At 61.5% G+C, this 16,486-nt stretch carries 19 protein-coding genes; 2 read left to right on the top strand and 17 right to left on the bottom strand.

Going from position 1 to position 16,486, the window contains the following annotated elements:
• Positions 1-29: 29 nt before the first annotated feature.
• Together FGM15_03980 and FGM15_03975 are read left to right on the top strand one after the other, a co-directional pair.
• On the top strand, positions 30-2,150 hold the full coding sequence (locus tag FGM15_03980) for a hypothetical protein (GenBank protein ID MBU3665022.1): 2,121 nt from the start codon (positions 30-32) through the stop codon (positions 2,148-2,150).
• A gap of 42 nt (positions 2,151-2,192) precedes the next feature.
• On the top strand, positions 2,193-3,113 hold the full coding sequence (locus FGM15_03975) for a sugar kinase (protein ID MBU3665021.1): 921 nt from the start codon (positions 2,193-2,195) through the stop codon (positions 3,111-3,113).
• An 18-nt stretch (positions 3,114-3,131) separates the two neighbouring features.
• Here FGM15_03975 and FGM15_03970 read toward each other — a convergent pair whose 3' ends face one another.
• The 17 genes from FGM15_03970 to FGM15_03890 all read right to left on the bottom strand — a co-directional run.
• The gene (locus FGM15_03970) at positions 3,132-3,569 is read right to left on the bottom strand and encodes a DUF420 domain-containing protein (GenBank protein ID MBU3665020.1); all 438 of its coding nucleotides are present in this window, start codon (positions 3,567-3,569) and stop codon (positions 3,132-3,134) included.
• Positions 3,566-3,802, bottom strand: coding sequence for a hypothetical protein (locus FGM15_03965; GenBank protein ID MBU3665019.1), 237 nt, complete (start codon positions 3,800-3,802; stop codon positions 3,566-3,568). Before FGM15_03965 ends, FGM15_03970 begins: the two co-directional genes overlap by 4 nt.
• Positions 3,803-3,822: 20 nt before the next feature.
• On the bottom strand, positions 3,823-4,482 hold the full coding sequence (locus tag FGM15_03960; GenBank protein MBU3665018.1) for an SCO family protein: 660 nt from the start codon (positions 4,480-4,482) through the stop codon (positions 3,823-3,825).
• A 43-nt stretch (positions 4,483-4,525) separates the two neighbouring features.
• Positions 4,526-5,116, bottom strand: coding sequence for a heme-copper oxidase subunit III (locus tag FGM15_03955; protein MBU3665017.1), 591 nt, complete (start codon positions 5,114-5,116; stop codon positions 4,526-4,528).
• Positions 5,117-5,268: 152 nt separating this feature from the next.
• Positions 5,269-6,156 (bottom strand): protoheme IX farnesyltransferase, encoded by an 888-nt coding sequence (gene cyoE, locus FGM15_03950; GenBank protein ID MBU3665016.1) that lies wholly within the window; start codon positions 6,154-6,156, stop codon positions 5,269-5,271.
• A complete protein-coding gene (locus FGM15_03945; protein MBU3665015.1) occupies positions 6,156-7,172 on the bottom strand; it encodes a cytochrome oxidase biogenesis protein CtaA in 1,017 nt (338 codons plus the stop codon). Before FGM15_03945 ends, cyoE begins: the two co-directional genes overlap by 1 nt.
• Positions 7,173-7,257: 85 nt before the next feature.
• Positions 7,258-9,030, bottom strand: a complete 1,773-nt coding sequence (locus FGM15_03940; GenBank protein MBU3665014.1) for a cytochrome c oxidase subunit I — start codon at positions 9,028-9,030, stop codon at positions 7,258-7,260.
• Complete coding sequence (gene coxB, locus FGM15_03935) at positions 9,027-10,208, bottom strand: cytochrome c oxidase subunit II (protein MBU3665013.1); 1,182 nt, start codon at positions 10,206-10,208, stop codon at positions 9,027-9,029. Before coxB ends, FGM15_03940 begins: the two co-directional genes overlap by 4 nt.
• Positions 9,961-10,575: a c-type cytochrome gene (locus FGM15_03930; protein MBU3665012.1), complete on the bottom strand. Its 615-nt coding sequence runs from the start codon at positions 10,573-10,575 to the stop codon at positions 9,961-9,963. The genes coxB and FGM15_03930 overlap by 248 nt, the downstream gene beginning before the upstream one ends.
• A 158-nt stretch (positions 10,576-10,733) precedes the next feature.
• Complete coding sequence (locus tag FGM15_03925; protein ID MBU3665011.1) at positions 10,734-11,357, bottom strand: c-type cytochrome; 624 nt, start codon at positions 11,355-11,357, stop codon at positions 10,734-10,736.
• Entirely contained in the window at positions 11,354-12,814 is a 1,461-nt protein-coding gene (locus tag FGM15_03920) for a hypothetical protein (GenBank protein ID MBU3665010.1), read from the bottom strand. Before FGM15_03920 ends, FGM15_03925 begins: the two co-directional genes overlap by 4 nt.
• Before the next feature lie 14 nt (positions 12,815-12,828).
• Positions 12,829-13,053 (bottom strand): cbb3-type cytochrome oxidase assembly protein, encoded by a 225-nt coding sequence (locus FGM15_03915; protein MBU3665009.1) that lies wholly within the window; start codon positions 13,051-13,053, stop codon positions 12,829-12,831.
• A complete protein-coding gene (locus FGM15_03910; GenBank protein ID MBU3665008.1) occupies positions 13,050-13,541 on the bottom strand; it encodes a hypothetical protein in 492 nt (163 codons plus the stop codon). Before FGM15_03910 ends, FGM15_03915 begins: the two co-directional genes overlap by 4 nt.
• Positions 13,541-14,737 carry a hypothetical protein gene (locus tag FGM15_03905; protein MBU3665007.1) on the bottom strand — a complete coding sequence of 399 codons (1,197 nt, stop codon included), beginning with the start codon at positions 14,735-14,737 and terminating at the stop codon, positions 13,541-13,543. The genes FGM15_03910 and FGM15_03905 overlap by 1 nt, the downstream gene beginning before the upstream one ends.
• Positions 14,734-15,420 carry a cytochrome c gene (locus FGM15_03900; protein MBU3665006.1) on the bottom strand — a complete coding sequence of 229 codons (687 nt, stop codon included), beginning with the start codon at positions 15,418-15,420 and terminating at the stop codon, positions 14,734-14,736. The genes FGM15_03905 and FGM15_03900 overlap by 4 nt, the downstream gene beginning before the upstream one ends.
• A gap of 1 nt (position 15,421) precedes the next feature.
• Positions 15,422-15,982 carry a DUF3341 domain-containing protein gene (locus tag FGM15_03895; protein MBU3665005.1) on the bottom strand — a complete coding sequence of 187 codons (561 nt, stop codon included), beginning with the start codon at positions 15,980-15,982 and terminating at the stop codon, positions 15,422-15,424.
• A gap of 1 nt (position 15,983) precedes the next feature.
• A partial coding sequence (locus tag FGM15_03890) for a hydrogenase (GenBank protein ID MBU3665004.1) occupies positions 15,984-16,486 on the bottom strand: 503 nt, incomplete at its 5' end.

Genomic DNA, 16,486 nt, shown 5'->3' with positions numbered 1-16,486 from the left:
CGGGGCCGCGGACAAAGCGATAAGGGGGGATGCCCAGCGCAAAGCGTTACCTGCCAGCCCTTTTTCTCGTGGTTGCGATTTTCCTCCACGGATGCAGCCCGAGGGGCACGGCGCCCGGCACGTCTGACCGGAAAGGATTCCTCGTGCATGTCCCCCGGGACGCCGAGGGATTCCTGGCTCTCCATGAACCCGCGAAGCATTGGGAGGAAATCGCCTCGGGGTTGGGTCCGCTGTTGAATGATCCTGCGGCACGCACCGCTTGGTCCCGCAGTCCGGCGGGACGTCTCTTCGAACCTTTCGCGACCACGCCCGCTGCGGCGGAATGGGCGTCCGCATTCCGCGACGCCGCCGGGGAAGAAATGTTCGTGATGCTGGGACCCGGGACCGCGGCTCAACTTGCGGCCTTGCAGCAAATCAAGCGTCTCTTCGAGGCGGCGCGACTTCGCAACCTGTTCACCCCCGGCGCAGGCATGGAAATGGAAGTCCCTGAGACATCTCCCGGGCAGGCGGGCGAGGAAGACCTTCCCACCGCCGCATTCACGGAGGTGATTGTCCCGCTCCCGCCGGCAATGGAAGAGGCATTGCAGCGCTTCGTGCGCGAATTCGCCATTCCACCGGTGGTCCTCGGCGCGAAAATTCCTCCCTCGTCCGCGCTGCCGGCCCTGCTCGACAAATGGGTCGCTGCGTTGCCGGAGAAAATCCGGCGCGACAAGGTCGCGGTCGCCTCGCGCGGCGAATTCACCCGCGTGCGCCTGCCTCTCGCTGCCGTGATTCCGCGCGACACCGCCATTCGCGCCCGCGATATGTTATCGGCCAACATCGGCGATCCCTACACCGCGACCTACATCGTCCGCGATTTGCTCGCCAAAATGACCACCGTCAGCTTCGGACGCGTGGAAGGATATTTTCTCATGACGGTGGGAACCCATGACGGGCTTCCACCGCTGGCCAAAGATCCCGCGCACTCGCTGGCTGCGAACCCCGCGATATCCGGCCTCGCCGCGGATCCGGACGCCGCGCTCGCCGCCTTGTTTTACGCGGATCCCATGCTGGTCAGTCTTGCGGCCACACCCCCGCCCGTCGGCGAATACCTCGATGCCGCGCTGGACGCCGCGCTCGAATTCGCGCCGGCCGATCGAATCCGCGCTTTGCGGGATGCCGCCGCGCCGCTGCGTTTGCAGTCGGAGGAACTGTTCCGGCCGCGCATTTCCGCCGCCGGCGGCATCGTCACCGTGTCGGACAAGGGTTGGCGCGCCGAGATGCTCGGGGGTTCCTTTGCTCCACGGCTGGCGATGGACAATGCGTCGCCGCTTCTCCCGCCCGACCGTGCCTTGGCGCTGCTCTGGACGGAACACTGGGAAAAGGGCTACGCCGCGAAGCTCCTGCAATTCAGCGTGGGTATGACCACCTTCGCCAAAGATTGGTTCGACGCGCTCGGGCCGGTTTTCATGGACGAGAAACAGCTGGCGCGCACCCGCGCAATCCTCGCTTGGCTTCAACCCGCGGAACCAAACAAGCTCGAGGAAGCAGCGGGGTTGGTCGCCGGGGGGCTCGGACAAGACACGGCGCTCGCTTTGAGCCTCGACGGAGAAATGCCGGGCCCTCCTTTGGCGCCGGCGTCGGCCGAATCCGCGTCGCTGCCCCGCATCGCCTTGGCGGCCGAGGTGCAAGACGCTGGACGGCTGGCTGCGGCATGGAACTCGCTCGTCTCCGCGCCATCCGTCTCGCGCTGGCCGGCACCGACCGTCACCGCAATCGCGGATGGCGGCAGTTGCCACGAATATTCCATACCCTTGGGCGGACCGGACCTCGCGCCCGCTGTCACCATGCGCGAAGACCGCTGGATTCTTGGATCGTCCGGACGCTTCACTCAGCTTGTGGCCAAATTACCCGGCACGTCGGGCGCTGATCCGTCCGTTCAAAGCGTGACCATCCGGACCGCACCGATCTCGGCTTTTGCGGCTGGTTGGGCCAAGGCACTGCAGGCCGATCCGACATTGGCGCCCCTCGTCAAAAACATCCTGCCGCCGGAACCCGCCACGCTCTCAGCCGCGGCGGAAATCCTGGAAAAACCTCGCCAGTTCAAATACGAGGCCCGCTGGGAGAACGAGACGCTGCGCCGCGTCTTCGAGTTGGCCCCCGCACCCTGATTACGCCTTGAGCAGGCGGCGCACGCCTTTTAGCGTTGCCGCATGTCCGTTCTCATCGTTGGTTCCATCGCGCTCGACGACGTCAAAACTCCCGTCGAAGAACGTTTCGATCTGCTCGGAGGCTCCGCTTCCTACGCGGCCGTCGCCGCCGGATATTTCTCGCCGGTCAACCTTGTCGCTATTGTGGGCGAGGATTTCCCGGCCGACCACTGGAACTTCCTGCAAAAGCGCGGGATAAATCTTGAGGGCGTGCAACGTGCCCCGGGCAAAACATTCCGCTGGTCCGGCGAATACATGTGGGACATGAACACACGCGAGACCCGCTCGGTCGCGCTCAACGTTTTCGAGACATTTTCCCCGAAATTGCCGGAGCATTACAGGTCTTCGGACTACGTGCTGTTGGCCAACATCGCCCCGGATCTCCAGCTGCAAGTGCTCGACCAGATGGATAAGCCGCAGTTCGTCATCGCGGACACGATGGATCTGTGGATCAACATCGCCCAACCCGCCCTCCTCGAACTCCTCAAGCGCGTGGACATGCTGATCCTCAACGACAGCGAGGCGCGCGAACTGACCAAGGAGACCAGCCTCATCAAGGCCGGCCGAAAAATCCAATCCCTCGGACCGCGCATCGTCGCGGTGAAAAAAGGCGAACACGGATGCCTCCTTTTCGGCGAGGACGAGTTCTTCAGTTGTCCCGCCTACCCGCTTGAGGACATCCATGATCCCACCGGCGCGGGCGACACATTCGCCGGCGGATTGACCGGCTACCTTGCCAGCCGCGGCAATCACAACGTCAGCTTCAAAACGCTCAAAACCGCCGTGGTGGTCGGCAGCGTCCTTGCCAGTTACAATGTTGAAGCGTTCAGCCTCGAGCGCATGCGCTCCGTCGAGCAGAAGCAAATTCTCGAACGTTTCGCCGAGTTCCAAGACCTCGCCCACTTCGACGCGGATCTTCCGTAAGCGGAAAACGCCCAGCCTCTACCCCGGCAACTGCGCCGACGGGAACCAGACATAGAGCATCAGGTAAACAATCACGCCCGTGACGGACACGTAGAGCCACAGCGGCAACGTGATGCGCGCCCATTTGCGATGGCGGTCGAACCGCGCGCGGAAAGCCGGGATAATCGTCATCAGCACCAAGGGCACGATGGCTGCGGCGAGGATGATATGGGTGACAAGGATGAAAAAATAAACCGGGCGGACAAAACCTTGGGCGGTGAATTTCACCGATCCGACGTGGTAATGATAAACGAGATAGCAGGCCAGAAACGCCGCCGAGACAGCCAACGCCGAAGCCATGCAGACGATGTGCTGCGTTTTGCGTTCGCGCTTGATGAACCACCAGCCCGCAAGAAGCAGGAGAGTGCAGAGCGAATTGAGCGTGGCGTTGACAGCCGGAAGATCCGCGACGCTCATTCTCCCGCGCCGGTGCGCGCGTCCACGCTCTTGATTGTCTTGGCGACAAACCAACCCAGAGCGCTGCAAAGGATAAAAACAAAAGCCAACATCAGGATGACACCCCATGAAAAACCGAAACCGGCCATAACCGTCGTTTTTTCCACGTCTTCGCCCGGTTCACGGCAACCGGCACAAGCCCAAGCGGGCGCGCTGAGCAGGATGCTGGCGAGACACGCGGAAAGGAATTTCATAGCAACCACAACCTACACTTTCACCCTTGCGGCGTCGAGCCGCCGGACTGCTCCCGGAGCAGGTTCCCGGTGTCCGTCAGAATCTTCGGGATAAGTTCGGGATCCTCGAGCATGCGGGCGCTGCGCACCATACCGTTGCCATCGACGACCAAAAACATCGTCCCGTGGACCGGTTCGCCGTTTTCCTCGGCCAGATGCTGCTTGAAGCCTTCCGTGACCAGCTTTTCGATCACGGCCTTGTCGCCGGTGAGAAATTTCCAGCGATCCGGCTCGGCATGGTTGGCCTCGGCATAAGCCTTGAGCACTTCGGGCGTGTCGTGCTGCGGATCGACGGTCACCGACACAAGTTTCACCTCGGGTGTTTTGGCCAGCGCCTTTTGCATTTCCAGCATGCGCAAGGTCATGAGCGGGCAAGGACCCTTGCACCGCGTGAAGATGAAGTCCGCAATCCAGATTTTGCCGCGCAGACTGTCCTTGCTGATGACAGCGCCTGTCTGGTCGGTGAGCGAAAAGTCCGGCACCGCGTGAAGGACGGGCATCGGTGCAACATCCCTCCTCTCGGCGCCGCGCCAGACCGAATACCCCATCGTCACCGACAGAACAAAAGCGAGGAATGCACCGGCCCAGCCCAATTTGCGCATGCGATCGGCGACGATTTCTTTATTTTCCGGATCGGTCATTTTGCGATCGGCTGCCGGACCAAAACGGCGAGCAGTTTCCGACTCAGATGACGTAGAGCACCGTGAATAGGAAAACCCAGACGACGTCCACGAAGTGCCAATACATGCCGGCCAGCGTCAAATAAGTATGGTTTTGCGCCGTGTAAGCGCCGCCGAGCTGGCGCAGAAAAGCAACAAGGATAAGCAAAACTCCGACCGCCACGTGCAGACCGTGGAAACCGGTAAGCACAAAGAACGACGAGCCGTAGGCGCCGCCCTTGTTGAACCACAGACCTTCGTGGTGGAGGTGGGTCCACTCGTAGGCTTGGACGCAAAGGAAGATCGTTCCCAAGGCGATGCTGACGAAAAGCCACAGGAGCCCGCGTTTGCCTTTTTTCACAGCGACCTCGGCCGCGTGATAAGTGAAGCTGCTTGAGACCAGAAGCACCGTGTTGATGCCGGTGAGCAGGATCGGGAGTTTCGGCAGATCCGGCGATGGCGGCCAAGCCGGCGAGCTGAGGCGCAGCACGATGTAGCCGGCGATCAGCCCGGCGAACAACATGGCTTCTGAGGCGAGAAAGATGGTCATGCCGAACACGGCGGTGCGCGGCGAAGCGTGGGTTTCCTCGTGGGCGGTCAATGCAGCAGTGCTCATGGTCGGGTTGGAGTTATAGCGGGATTCGGGTTGTGATCACGTCCAAAAGGCCTTCCAAAGGATCACCGCCGCGCAGAGCAGCAGGGCGAAAATTGCCATTGCCGCCAAAAGACGGCGGTTGGATCGGCGGGTGGTGGCGTCGGGTTGGTCCATCATCGCGCAAGAACCATGAGGCCCAAAAGGAGCGGGAGATAGGCTATGGAGCCGAGGAAAAGCGCCTTGGCTGCGCCCGCCGATCCGCCGCTGCAGGCAAAGCGCACGGCCAGCAAAGAGAAGCCCGCGCCGAGGCAAAGCGCACCGTAGAAATAAACCGCGGAGTATCCGAAAAACACCGAGGGGAGCAAGCTGACGGCCAGAAGGGCGAGCGAATAAACCACGGACTGCCTGCCCGTCACGGTGCCGTCCGCATCGTCCTCCGGCAACATCTTGAATCCCCCGCGGGCGTAGTCGTCGCGGTAGAGCCACGCGATGGCAAGGAAGTGAGGCATCTGCCAGAGGAAAAGAACGGCGAAGAGCGTGAGAGCTTCCGCGTTCACCGATCCGCGCGCCGCGGCCCATCCGATGAGCGGCGGCAGCGCGCCGGGCACGGCACCGATGATCGTGTTCAGCGATGTCACACGCTTCAGCGGCGTATAAACGAGAATATAGAAAACGATCGTCGCTGCGGCCAGTGACGCCGAGAGCACATTGGCGAACAAGGCGAGCACGGCGACGCCGCAGACCGAAAACGCCAGACCGACAAGCAGCGCATCGGGCGCGGTCATTCGCCCGGCGGGCAGCGGACGCCCGCGCGTGCGGCGCATGAGGGCATCGGGTCCTCTTTCCCACCACTGGTTGAGCGCCGCCGCGCCGCCCGCACTCAAAGCCGTCCCTGCAAGCGTGGCGGCAAGAAGCAGGTAACTCCAAGGGCCGTCGGTCCCCAGGGCGAATCCGGCCATGGCGGTGGATAAGGCGAGAAGACTCAACCTCGCTTTGACCAGCTCGGCGAAGTCGGCCGCCGCCGAAGCGGTGCGCGGCATGGTTTGCGCCGTGGTTTTCATCATACGTGGAGCGGCTGGCGTTTTAGCTCCGCCGCCCGGGGCGAGAACGCTCCCAGCAAGAAACACTGTGCTACACCCAAAAACAAGATCAACGCGCCGACCGCGACATGGGCCGTGGTCACATCGGCCGCTTTGTTCGAAAGCACGGTCCATCCGCCCAGGACAATCTGGACTACGACGAGGGCAGCCCACCAGCGCGCAGCCAGACGCGCACCCATTGCCGCACGATGGGCCTGCCACGCGTAAGCGACCATGCCCGCGGCTATGAGCAAGGCCATCGCGCGATGGACCATTTGCAGATGGATCATACCGACCGTGGTTGGAACCTCCCCCGCCGCAATGCGCTGCGCGTTGATCTGCGCAAGCTGCTCCGCGTCCGGAACCGGCCAGATTTTTCCGTAAGCGAGGGGAAAGTCATGGATCGCCAGGCCTGCGTGTTCATGGCGCATGGTCGCACCGATGGCCAACTGCACATACACGAGGGCCGTAAGCACGATCGCCCAGCGCAGCAGCCCGGGCGCATGCCAGCGCCAGCGGGCACCGCCGCAGGCAAAGGCCCTGCTCGTGGCAATCGCAATGACGACCAGCAGCGAGATGAATGCCTGCGCGAGCATCCCGTGGAAAATACCGATCTCATCCTTCACCAGGACCACGCGCAGCCCGCCGAGAACGCCCTGCACGATCACCAAAAATACGGCGATGTAACCGAGGGTGCGCACCCACCGGCGCGGATCGTAAAGCTGCAGCAGCACCGCCAAACCGATCGTCAACAGGCCGACGCCGGAGGCAATGAGCCGGTGCGTGTGCTCGTAAAAAATCCCGCCGACCCAACGCGAGACCGGGAACAGGAACATGTTGTATCCGTAGCTGTTCGGCCAGTCGGGCACGGTCATTCCCACGCCCTTCGACGTCACAAGGCCGCCGCTGATCAACAGAATGAAAGCGGAGGTCGCGGTGAAAACGGCGAAGGCAAAGGCAAAAGCGCGCCCGGTTCCGTAATTGGGTTGCTTGGTCATGACGACTCGCCGGCGGGGACGCCGGCGCTACGTTTTGCAGCCGCGCCGCCGTCCGCTTTCTGTGCGAACCGTGCGCACGGCGACTTCAGTGCACTTCCAACCGCGCACCCTCGGGAGCCTTCTCGTTTTGCGGCAGGAAATCCTTGGCCATGCCCGGAACGCTGTATTCGTAAGGCCCGTTGTAAACGATTGGCGTTTTGTCGAAGTTGCCGTGCCCCGGAGGCGAAGGCACCGTCCACTCCAGCGTCGTGGAATCCCAAGGGTTGTTGCCCGCTTTTTTGCCGTGACGCAGGCTCCAGATGAAGTTCCACAGGAAAATGAAAGTGGCCAGACCCATGCCGAACGCGGCCCAGCTGACGAAGACGTTGATCGGTTGCAGCGCGCGCAGGTGATCGTAGAGCGTCGGATCCGCGATACGGCGCATCATCCCGCCGAGCCCGAGGTTGTGCATCGGGAAAAACGTGAGGTTGAAAAAGATGAAAGTGGCGAAGAAGTGAATCTTCCCGAGGGTCTCGTCCATCATCCGGCCGAACATTTTCGGATACCAAAAATAGATCGCGGCGAAGGCGGCGAAGAGACTGCCGCCGAAGAGCACGTAGTGGATGTGCGCGACGATGAAATACGAATTGTGGATGAAGAGGTCCACGGGCGTGGACGCCATGAAGATGCCGCTCAAACCGCCGATGACGAACATCGAGACGAACGCCAGCGCGAAAAGCATCGGCGTGGTGAAGGTGATCGACCCGCGCCACACGGTGCCCATCCAGTTGAACGTCTTGATGGCCGACGGGACAGCGATGATCATCGTCGAGACCGAGAACATCGCGCCAAGGGTCAGGTTCATGCCGCTGACGAACATGTGGTGGCCCCAGACGACGAAACCGAGGAAACCGATCGCCACCATGGCCCAGACCATCGCCTTGTAACCGAAGATCGGTTTGCGCGCGAAGACGGGAAGGATCTCGGAGACCAGACCCATGGCCGGGAGGATCATGATGTAAACCTCCGGGTGGCCGAAGAACCAGAACAGGTGCTGCCAGAGCAGCGGCTGCCCGCCCTGCGCGGCGAAAAATGTCGTTCCGAAGTTCAGGTCGCAGAAAAGCATGGCGGCCGCAGCCGAAAGCACGGGCACGGCGAGAAGCAGAAGGAACGCGGTGACGAACAGCGACCAAACCGAGAGCGGCAGACGGAACATCGTCATTCCAGGCGCGCGCATGTTGACAATCGTCGTGATGTAGTTGGTAGCGCCGGCGATCGAGGAGAGGCCGTTCACGAACAGCCCGATGCCCCAGAGACTCTGGCCCAGCTGCGTGTGGTTCATGTAAGCCGGCGTGGAACTCAATGGCGCGTAAGCCGTCCAACCGGACTGTGCGGCGCCGCCATCAACGAAGAAGCTGACGAGAATGATGATGCCCGAGGTGACGTAAAGCCAGTAGCTCACCTCGTTGAGCGTGGGGAATGCCATGTCCCCGGCCCCGATTTTGAGCGGAATGAGATAATTCCCGAAGCCGCCGATCAGGAGCGGCATGACCACGAGAAACACCATGACCGTGGCGTGCATGGTGAAAAACATGTTGTAGCCTCCGGGCAGGATGATTCCATCCGTGGCGATCGACGACGGGAGGAGACGACCGACGAGAGGCACTTCCACGCCCGGGTAGGCGAGCTGGTAGCGGATACCCATGGCGAGAAGTCCGCCGATGAGCAAAAAGAAGAAACTTGTCCACATGTATTGCAGACCGATCATCTTGTGGTCCAAGGACCATATGTAGGTGAAGAAGAAGCTCTGCTTGTGGTTCCCATGGTGCGCGTCTTTGTGGGCGGCACCGGAATCGAAGGTCGTGGCTGTCGTGCTCATAGTTTTTCCTCCGTGTTGTCGAGGCCGGTTTGCGCCGGCGGATTGTCGTTCGAAGCTGTAGTGCGGCTGCTCTCGCGCGCCGCCGCGGCTGCTTTCACCGCTTCGGCCTGCGCGGCATTTTTGCCGGCGAGCCACTTGTCATATTCGTCCTGCGTGACCACGCGGATCGGCGCCTTCATGTTGTAATGCCCGGACCCGCAAATCTGGCTGCACGCGAGTTGGAAGTTGCCTGTTTTCGTGGTCTGGAACCACACCCAGGCGATCGTGCGTCCCGGCACGGCGGCCTGATAGAGCCTGAACTCGGGGACATAGAACGAGTGAATGACGTCCCGGGAGTGCAAGTAAAGGTGGACCGGTTTCCCGACCGGGATGACCAGCTCGGTGCTGGAAAAATCGTCGGCTCCCGCCGGATCGTCCGCCACAAGGCCGAACTTGTTTTCCACCGAGTAATTTTTCACGTCCATCTTGCCGAGTTTGCCGTCGGCACCCGGATAGCGGATGTCCCACCCGAATTGGTAGCCGACGATATCGACCTTGACCGAATCTTCGGGGGGAGTGCTGTGCAACTCGCTCCAAAGCCGGTTGCTGTAGATGACGAGACCGATGAAGATCGCCGTGGGGATCGCCGTCCAGATCAGCTCGAGCTTGTTGTTGCCGTGGCTGTAGTGGGCTTTGACGCCGGGACGCTTGCGGTATTTGACGAGGTAATAAATATAAACCGCTTGGGTCAGCACGAAGACCGCGGCGGTGAGGTAGAAGATGAAGTTGAGCAGGACATCGACTTTCTTGCCGCCGACCGTCACGGATTCCGGCGCCCAGTAAAGGTTGGTCTCGCGCACGGCGGCCAAGGCGTCACCGGCCCCGCAAAGCACGACCAACGCGACGCAGAAGATGATTTTGACGGAGATATTTTTCATCGGGCGGGGCATTTCAAGCGCCGGGAGCGGGCGTGGCGGAAGATCCTGACGCCGGCGGTGCGGCCTGATCTCCCGCGGGAGGTTCCGCGGCAGTGGCTTCGAATTTGACGGCGGGAATCTGCTTGAGTGCCGCCTGCGTGTAGGGCTCGGCTTGGGCTGCCGTGTCCGCGCGCACTTTCGCCACTTGCTCCGCGGTGATCGGCGCCGCGCTGTTGCCCCATTCGTTGCGAATATAAGTGAGGATCGAAGCGATCTGGTCATCCGACAACTGCTTCCACGGCGGCATGGCGCCGTTGTAAGTCGCGCCTTTGACTTGGATCGGGCCCTGCAGTCCGTGCAGGAGGATGCTGACGAGATGGTTGTCGCCGTGCCAATCTTTGCCCAGCACCCACTCGCTATCCACCAAAGGCGGGAACTGGCCGGCGATGCCCTGCCCCGTCGCCTGGTGACAGGCCACGCAATTCGCAATGAAAAGACGTTTGCCGACGACCATCGGATCGGGCGCGGCTTTCGTTGCGGCGCCGGCGCCGCCACCCGCCCAAGCGACCTGCGTGGGATCAAAAACGTTGGACTGGAAACCGCCGCTGAAAAACGCCAGATAGGCGCCGGCCCAGAAAACGAGAGCCATGAAAATGGAGATGATCCACAGGGGGATCGGCTCGTAGCCGGCCTTCGGTTCGTTTTTCTCGCGCAGGATCGCACCGTGCACCTCGCGCACGCTGAGGTCGTCGCTTTCCCGCCGCGCCTCGAACGAATCAGGCGGAAAATTCTTGTTCGGGTCGTCGTTCATTTCGTCGGCTCCGGGGCCTCCGGCAAAGGATAACTGCGGTTGAGCGAAAGCAGATAGGAAACAAGGGCCTCGGCCTCGGCGGTGGGCACAACTTCATACCCGTCCGGCGGATTGTCCGGCGGGAGCAGGTCGATGGCATTGGCCGAGCGCTGACCCTGGATTTTTTGCGTCCGGTAAAGGTAGCGGAACGAAGGCATGATGGAACCGGGGCTGACCACCGTCGGCTGGTAAAGGTGCTGGTGGTGCCACGTCTCGGTCGGTTGACGCTCGCCGATGTTGGTGAGGTCGGGCCCGGTGCGCATGGTGCCGAGAAACGCGGGGTTTTCCCTCATGTAATCGCGCGCCACCGTCGGACGCTTGCCCCATCCGCGCGCGAGGTCCGAGCCGTAGCCGACCTGCCGCACCTGCTGGCTATGACAGTAAACGCATCCCGCGGAAGCGTAAACTTTCTGGCCTTGCACCGCCAATCCCGAGAGCGGCGGAGGATTGATATCTCCCGTCGCTTCGTCGGTCGCCGGAAGATAGCGCCCGAGTGCGAAATAAGGATAGGCAACCAGACCGATCCACGCCGCAAGGAAGGTCAGAAAAATCCCGATGATGATGGCCGGCATCCTGTTCATGAGGCGAGCATGTCGGGTTGGTGGTTGGTGCCGGTCTCGAACCTCGTCGGCTCGGTGCGCTTGGCCCCGGCTTTGAGCAAAAGCAGCGCGAAACTGACGGCAAACACGATGTGCCCGGCGGTGAGAAGAATGCCCGAACCGCTGCGCATCAGCAGCCACGGCTTGGTGTAATCGAGAGTGGCCATGAAGGTGACTTGCGGATCAAGCAAGGCGATGCCCTGCAGGATGCCACCTATGGTCAACACGACAACCATCAGGGACACGCCGATTGCCACCAGCCAAAAATGCCAGCGGATAAGCCGCGCCGAAGGCCATTCCCAGCCGACCACGCGCGGCAGGATGTAATACATGGCGCCGAACATCGTCATCGTGAAGAACGCATACATTCCGAGATGCGCGTGGCCCACGGTGTAGTGCGTGAAATGCGTGACCACATTGAGCGTGGGAATCGACATCAGGATGCCCTGCAAGCTCACCACCGTGTAGCAGACGGCTCCGAAGACCGTGAACCGCAGCGTCGGGCTCCATTTCAGAGCGTCGAAGTGACCGCGCACGGTCATGTGAAAATTGATCGCCGTGGTGACAACCGGGATAAGCATGAGCACGCTCGTCACCACGCTGACGCTGACCATCCATGCGGGAAGCGGTCCGCCGATAAGGTGATGCATGCCGTTCCAACTGTAGAAAAGCGCGAGCGTCCAGAATCCGAGAAGAGCCAGATAGTAGCCGTGAATCGGACGTCCGAGCACTTTCGGAATCAGATAGTAGGCGGTCGCCAAGCCGATCGGGGTGAACCAGAGCCCGAGAATGTTATGGCCATACCACCAATTCACCGCGCCTTGGGCACCGCCCTGCGCCGGCTCGAAGCCGAGCAGCAGATTCGCCGTCGAATAAAGCCACGGGAACCACAGAAAAGCGGCCAGCAAATACCATTGGCTCACATAGACATGTCCGGGTTGGCGGAACCGGAACATGATCACGGCCCACACCGCGATGAGCCCGAAAGCCACGAAAAGCATGAGGCTCGCGTAATTCGGAAACTCGAGCCATTCGATCGATCGTCCCCCGCCCGCAAGGATGCCGAGGACGCCGAGAAGCACGCCGATGTTCCAAAAAATCGCAGCGCCGATGAGAAGCTTGGCATGTTGCAGGGGAACGCGGCAAAGACGCGCCATGAGCCACAGCGCCGTCCCGATCCCTGCCGAGGACGCCCAACCGTAGGCGACCGCATTCAGGTGCGCCGGCCGCACCCGTCCGAAGGTGAGCCAGCCCCACGCATCGAGGAAGTGCGGGTTGTTCATCTTAAACGACGCGAGAAGCGCGAACACCGTGCCGGCCAAAAGCCACAATACCGCCGACCCGTAGAAAAGGACGACAGGCAGCCTCATCGAGGCATCGATTCGCGCGCGCTCAAGGCGGTCCTGCACGGCTGTATTGGCCGACGCCGCTCGCTGCATGGTCACAGTGGCACTCATGAAAGACTCCTTCCCGCGGCGCGATGCCGGCGCGTGTCGCGCTTGTCGGCAAAGGCATCGGTCGCCAACCCAACCGGCTCGGCCGAGTCGAAGATCGAAAGCGCGGCCTCACGGGGCCGGCGGAATTGCCCGGCCTTGGCCGCCCAGGAGAACGCGGCGACCGTTGCAATGGCGAAAAAAACAAGCCCGGCGAACAGCATGATGTAAACCGGAAGGCTCATGGCGCGACCTCCTCCGTGGCGGCCGCAGGTTTTTCCGCCGGTTGCGGAACCGGCTGAGCGGAAGGCGCAGCGGGTGTCTCGAACGGCGGTGGCGTCGGGGCCGGAACGGCAAGTCCTCCCGGCTTGACCGCCGAGCCGAGCGGCAGCGCGGGATCGACGGGATAGGCGGGACGCGGATCGCCTTGCGCGGACAATTTTTTCACCGCGAGTTCCATCGCGTGATCCAGCGGGATCCTCACCAGACCTTTGGCTTGATCGGCCCATGCATAGCCTGCGGTGAGCTTGGCGTTGTCGTCTTTGACCTTCGCAAGAATTTCATACCGCTGCTTGGCGCGGATCGCCTCCTCGTCGAATGCCGCGCGATCGCTCGCGCCCCGCATCCACTGCACCAATCCGGCAAAGACGAGGAATAGCACAAGCCCTCCGGCAAACATCGGCCAGATGCTCTTTTTGCGCGGTGCGCCTTGGCTGGAAGATGGGGAATCCATCAGTTTTTCAATCGCAAAGAGTTTGGCAGCCTCGGATCGCGCACCGGCCAGAGCGGCGTGTCACCGAGACGTTTCATGAAGATCGCGGCCAGCGTCGCACCGATGGCCAGCAGGCTGACCAAGTCGAGCCAGTGCGGGGCAAAGCCGGCTTTGTGGAACGTCGGCAGCACGACGATATATATGTCGAGCATGTGCATCAGCAGGATCCATGTTGCCACCGCGCAGAGGAGCAGCGGCTTCTTTTTGGTCGCCTGGAAAAGCAGGATGACGAACGGCAGGAAAAAGTGGCCGATCACCATGATGATGTTGAGCGTGTTCCAACTCCCCGTGTTGCGGCGCAGGAAATACGTGGTCTCTTCCGGGATGTTGGCATACCAGTAGAGCATGTATTGGCTGAAGCCGATGTAGGCCCAGAAAACGGTGAAGGCCAACATGAGCTTGCCCATGATGTGGTAGTGCTCGATCGACACCACGCCCTCGAAATAGCCGGCGCTCCGCAACGCCGTGACAAGCAGCACCAGCACGCACATCGAACTGAGCGCCGAGCCGGCGAAAATGTAAACGCCCCACATGGTCGAGAACCAGTGGAAGTCGAGACCCATCAGCCAGTCCACCGACCCGAAAGTCAGCGACAGGGCGAACAACGGCAGCATGGGGAAGACCATCTTGCGCGAGGACCACGTGTAGCGGGGGTCGCCGTCCTTGTCCTGCCGCACCGAGTTGCGGCGCAGAAGGAAAGCCGCCGTGCTGAGGAAAAGGAAATAAAACGCGGCGCGCGCCCAGAAAAACGGCTGGTTCAGATAGGCCGCCTTGCCGTCGAGCAGGACGTCCTGGCCCGGCGGGATCTTCATCCATTTGAAAAGCGTCGGCGCGTTCAGGATCACCGGAATGAAGAGCACCGCGAGGACCGGGAACAACCAGGCGATGTTTTCGAGCTGGCGACGCACGACCACGCTCCAGTCGGCATCGACCGCATGATGCACGAGGATCCAGAAGAGCGCGCCCAACGTGATGGTGAAGAAAAACGTGAAGGCGAACAGCCACGAGAACGCGAACTGCTTCGGCGACAAGAGCCCGCCCCATGCAGCCAACCCGAGGGAAACAACGGCGAGAGCAACGGTGAAAAGCAGTTTCCCTCCGAACCCCTGGTAGTCGAAATATTCCTTGGTTGTCACTTTGGTGTCGTCGGCGCTCATGGTTGCGGCGGCGCCTCCAGTTTCGCCCGCTCGTCCGCCGGCACGTCGTTGATCGTGGCGGTCTGCGCCAGCTGCAACGCTCGCACATAGGCGACGATCGCCCAGCGGTCATCGACCGGGATGTTCGCCCCGTAGCCGAGCATCGTATTTTTGCCGTGCGTGATCGTGTTGAAAATTTCGCCGTCGGCCATCACGCGCAGACGATCCTGATGGTAGCTCGCGATGGCCACCATCCCGTATTGGCCGGCCACGCCGTTGCCCGCGCCCGAATCGCCGTGGCACACGGCGCAATAAATCGTGTAGCGTTCCTTGCCGCGCTGCATCAGCTCGGGCGTCACCGCCACCGGAATACCAGTTCCCCACTGGTTGCCGAAGCGGCCGGTGTTGAAGTAATCCGTCCCCGCGGAAAAGCGAACCCCGCGGTATTTGCCCTCGTCGGGGAAAGGATTGTTCTTGGAACGCGGCATCTCGTAGCCGAGCGGCACGGTGCCTGGAACAGGCACGCGGTTGCCGCGATCGTCGGCGAAAAATTTGCTCGGCACCTGCGACTTCACCTTGGGCTGGTGATCCATGTCGGGGAAAATTTCGATCGGCGGCTTGCCGCTTTTCTGGCCGCGGAAACCCGCGACCGCGAGAAGCAGCACGAGGAACAAACCGAGGGCGATGAAGAAAGAGCGCAGCATGTCAGTCCTCGTGCACCAAAGTTATGTGTTTCGCCCCGATGCTCTCGAGCATCGCCAACGTCGATTCGCGGTCGAACTTCGGATCCGTCGCCTCGATTGCCACGAAGAAACCGTCGTTCGAGACTTTCTTGAAGCGATCCCAGTTGAAGATCGGATGGTTCCAGCGCGGCAGTCCATTGAGCGCGAGCATGCCGAAGGTCGCGGTGAAAGCGGAAAGCAGCACGGTCAGCTCGAACATGATCGGGAAAAATGCGGGCACCGTGTAAAAGTTCGTCGGTTTGCCCGCCACGATCAGCGGGTATTCGATGCTGGACGGGTAAAATTGCAGGATCACCGCCGTGGCCAGCCCGGCAAGTCCGCCGAAAAACACCATCGCGCTGAGCCACGACTTTTTCAGCCCCATCGCGTGGTCCATGCCGTGGATCGGGAACGGCGAATAAACGTCCCAGCGGCTGTAACCGGCATCGCGCACCTTCTCAGCCGCGTGGTAAAGCGCGGAAGCGGACGGCACTTCGGCTGCCATGGCGAAGAGCGGAGACTCGGGATTGCCGGCGATTTGCATGTCAGTGCGCGCCCCCCTTGAGCGTGGCCGGCGCCGCATGATGGTCGTCGTGGTGTCCGTGGTGCGGATCGGCCTCGGGCAGCACGGCCTTGACCTCGAAAATACAGATCATCGGCAGCCAACGGATGAACACGAGGAACAGGGTGAGGAAAATTCCGAACGTGCCGGCGAATGTCCAGATATCGACCCACGTCGGGTGGAACATGCCCCAGCTCGAAGGCAGGAAGTCGCGGTGCAGCGAAGTCACGATGATGACGAAGCGCTCGAACCACATGCCGGCGTTGACGAAATTGCACACGATGAACACCCAGATGACGTGGCGCCGGAAATACCGGAACCAGAACAGCTGCGGCGCAACCACGTTGCAGAAAATCATCGACCAGTAAGCCCACCAATACGGTCCGGTCGCACGGTTGATGAAGGCGTATTGCTCGTAAAGGTTGCCGCCATACCAAGCGATGAAGAACTCCATCGCGTAGGCGTAGCCGACGATCGAACCCGTGA

The sequence above is a fragment of the Chthoniobacterales bacterium genome, from assembly GCA_018883245.1.
Taxonomy (GTDB): domain Bacteria; phylum Verrucomicrobiota; class Verrucomicrobiia; order Chthoniobacterales; family JACTMZ01; genus JACTMZ01.
Note: the sequence above shows the minus strand (reverse complement) of the source record. Positions and strands in the feature narration are given on the sequence as shown.

Bases quoted from the DNA above. Each gene is read 5' to 3' on its own strand.
- FGM15_03970 (MBU3665020.1), bottom strand. From the start codon at position 3,569: ATGAGCGTCGCGGATCTTCCGGCTGTCAACGCCACGCTCAATTCGCTC.
- FGM15_03920 (MBU3665010.1), bottom strand. From the start codon at position 12,814: ATGCAGCGAGCGGCGTCGGCCAATACAGCCGTGCAGGACCGCCTTGAG.
- FGM15_03925 (MBU3665011.1), bottom strand. From the start codon at position 11,357: ATGAACAGGATGCCGGCCATCATCATCGGGATTTTTCTGACCTTCCTT.
- FGM15_03975 (MBU3665021.1), top strand. From the start codon at position 2,193: ATGTCCGTTCTCATCGTTGGTTCCATCGCGCTCGACGACGTCAAAACT.
- FGM15_03930 (MBU3665012.1), bottom strand. From the start codon at position 10,575: ATGGCTCTCGTTTTCTGGGCCGGCGCCTATCTGGCGTTTTTCAGCGGC.
- coxB (MBU3665013.1), bottom strand. From the start codon at position 10,208: ATGACCAGATCGCTTCGATCCTCACTTATATTCGCAACGAATGGGGCA.
- FGM15_03915 (MBU3665009.1), bottom strand. From the start codon at position 13,053: ATGAGCCTTCCGGTTTACATCATGCTGTTCGCCGGGCTTGTTTTTTTC.
- FGM15_03965 (MBU3665019.1), bottom strand. From the start codon at position 3,802: ATGAAATTCCTTTCCGCGTGTCTCGCCAGCATCCTGCTCAGCGCGCCC.
- FGM15_03900 (MBU3665006.1), bottom strand. From the start codon at position 15,420: ATGCTGCGCTCTTTCTTCATCGCCCTCGGTTTGTTCCTCGTGCTGCTT.
- FGM15_03910 (MBU3665008.1), bottom strand. From the start codon at position 13,541: ATGGATTCCCCATCTTCCAGCCAAGGCGCACCGCGCAAAAAGAGCATC.
- FGM15_03905 (MBU3665007.1), bottom strand. From the start codon at position 14,737: ATGAGCGCCGACGACACCAAAGTGACAACCAAGGAATATTTCGACTAC.
- FGM15_03960 (MBU3665018.1), bottom strand. From the start codon at position 4,482: ATGACCGATCCGGAAAATAAAGAAATCGTCGCCGATCGCATGCGCAAA.
- FGM15_03945 (MBU3665015.1), bottom strand. From the start codon at position 7,172: ATGACCAAGCAACCCAATTACGGAACCGGGCGCGCTTTTGCCTTTGCC.
- FGM15_03980 (MBU3665022.1), top strand. From the start codon at position 30: ATGCCCAGCGCAAAGCGTTACCTGCCAGCCCTTTTTCTCGTGGTTGCG.
- FGM15_03955 (MBU3665017.1), bottom strand. From the start codon at position 5,116: ATGAGCACTGCTGCATTGACCGCCCACGAGGAAACCCACGCTTCGCCG.
- FGM15_03940 (MBU3665014.1), bottom strand. From the start codon at position 9,030: ATGAGCACGACAGCCACGACCTTCGATTCCGGTGCCGCCCACAAAGAC.
- FGM15_03895 (MBU3665005.1), bottom strand. From the start codon at position 15,982: ATGCAAATCGCCGGCAATCCCGAGTCTCCGCTCTTCGCCATGGCAGCC.
- cyoE (MBU3665016.1), bottom strand. From the start codon at position 6,156: ATGAAAACCACGGCGCAAACCATGCCGCGCACCGCTTCGGCGGCGGCC.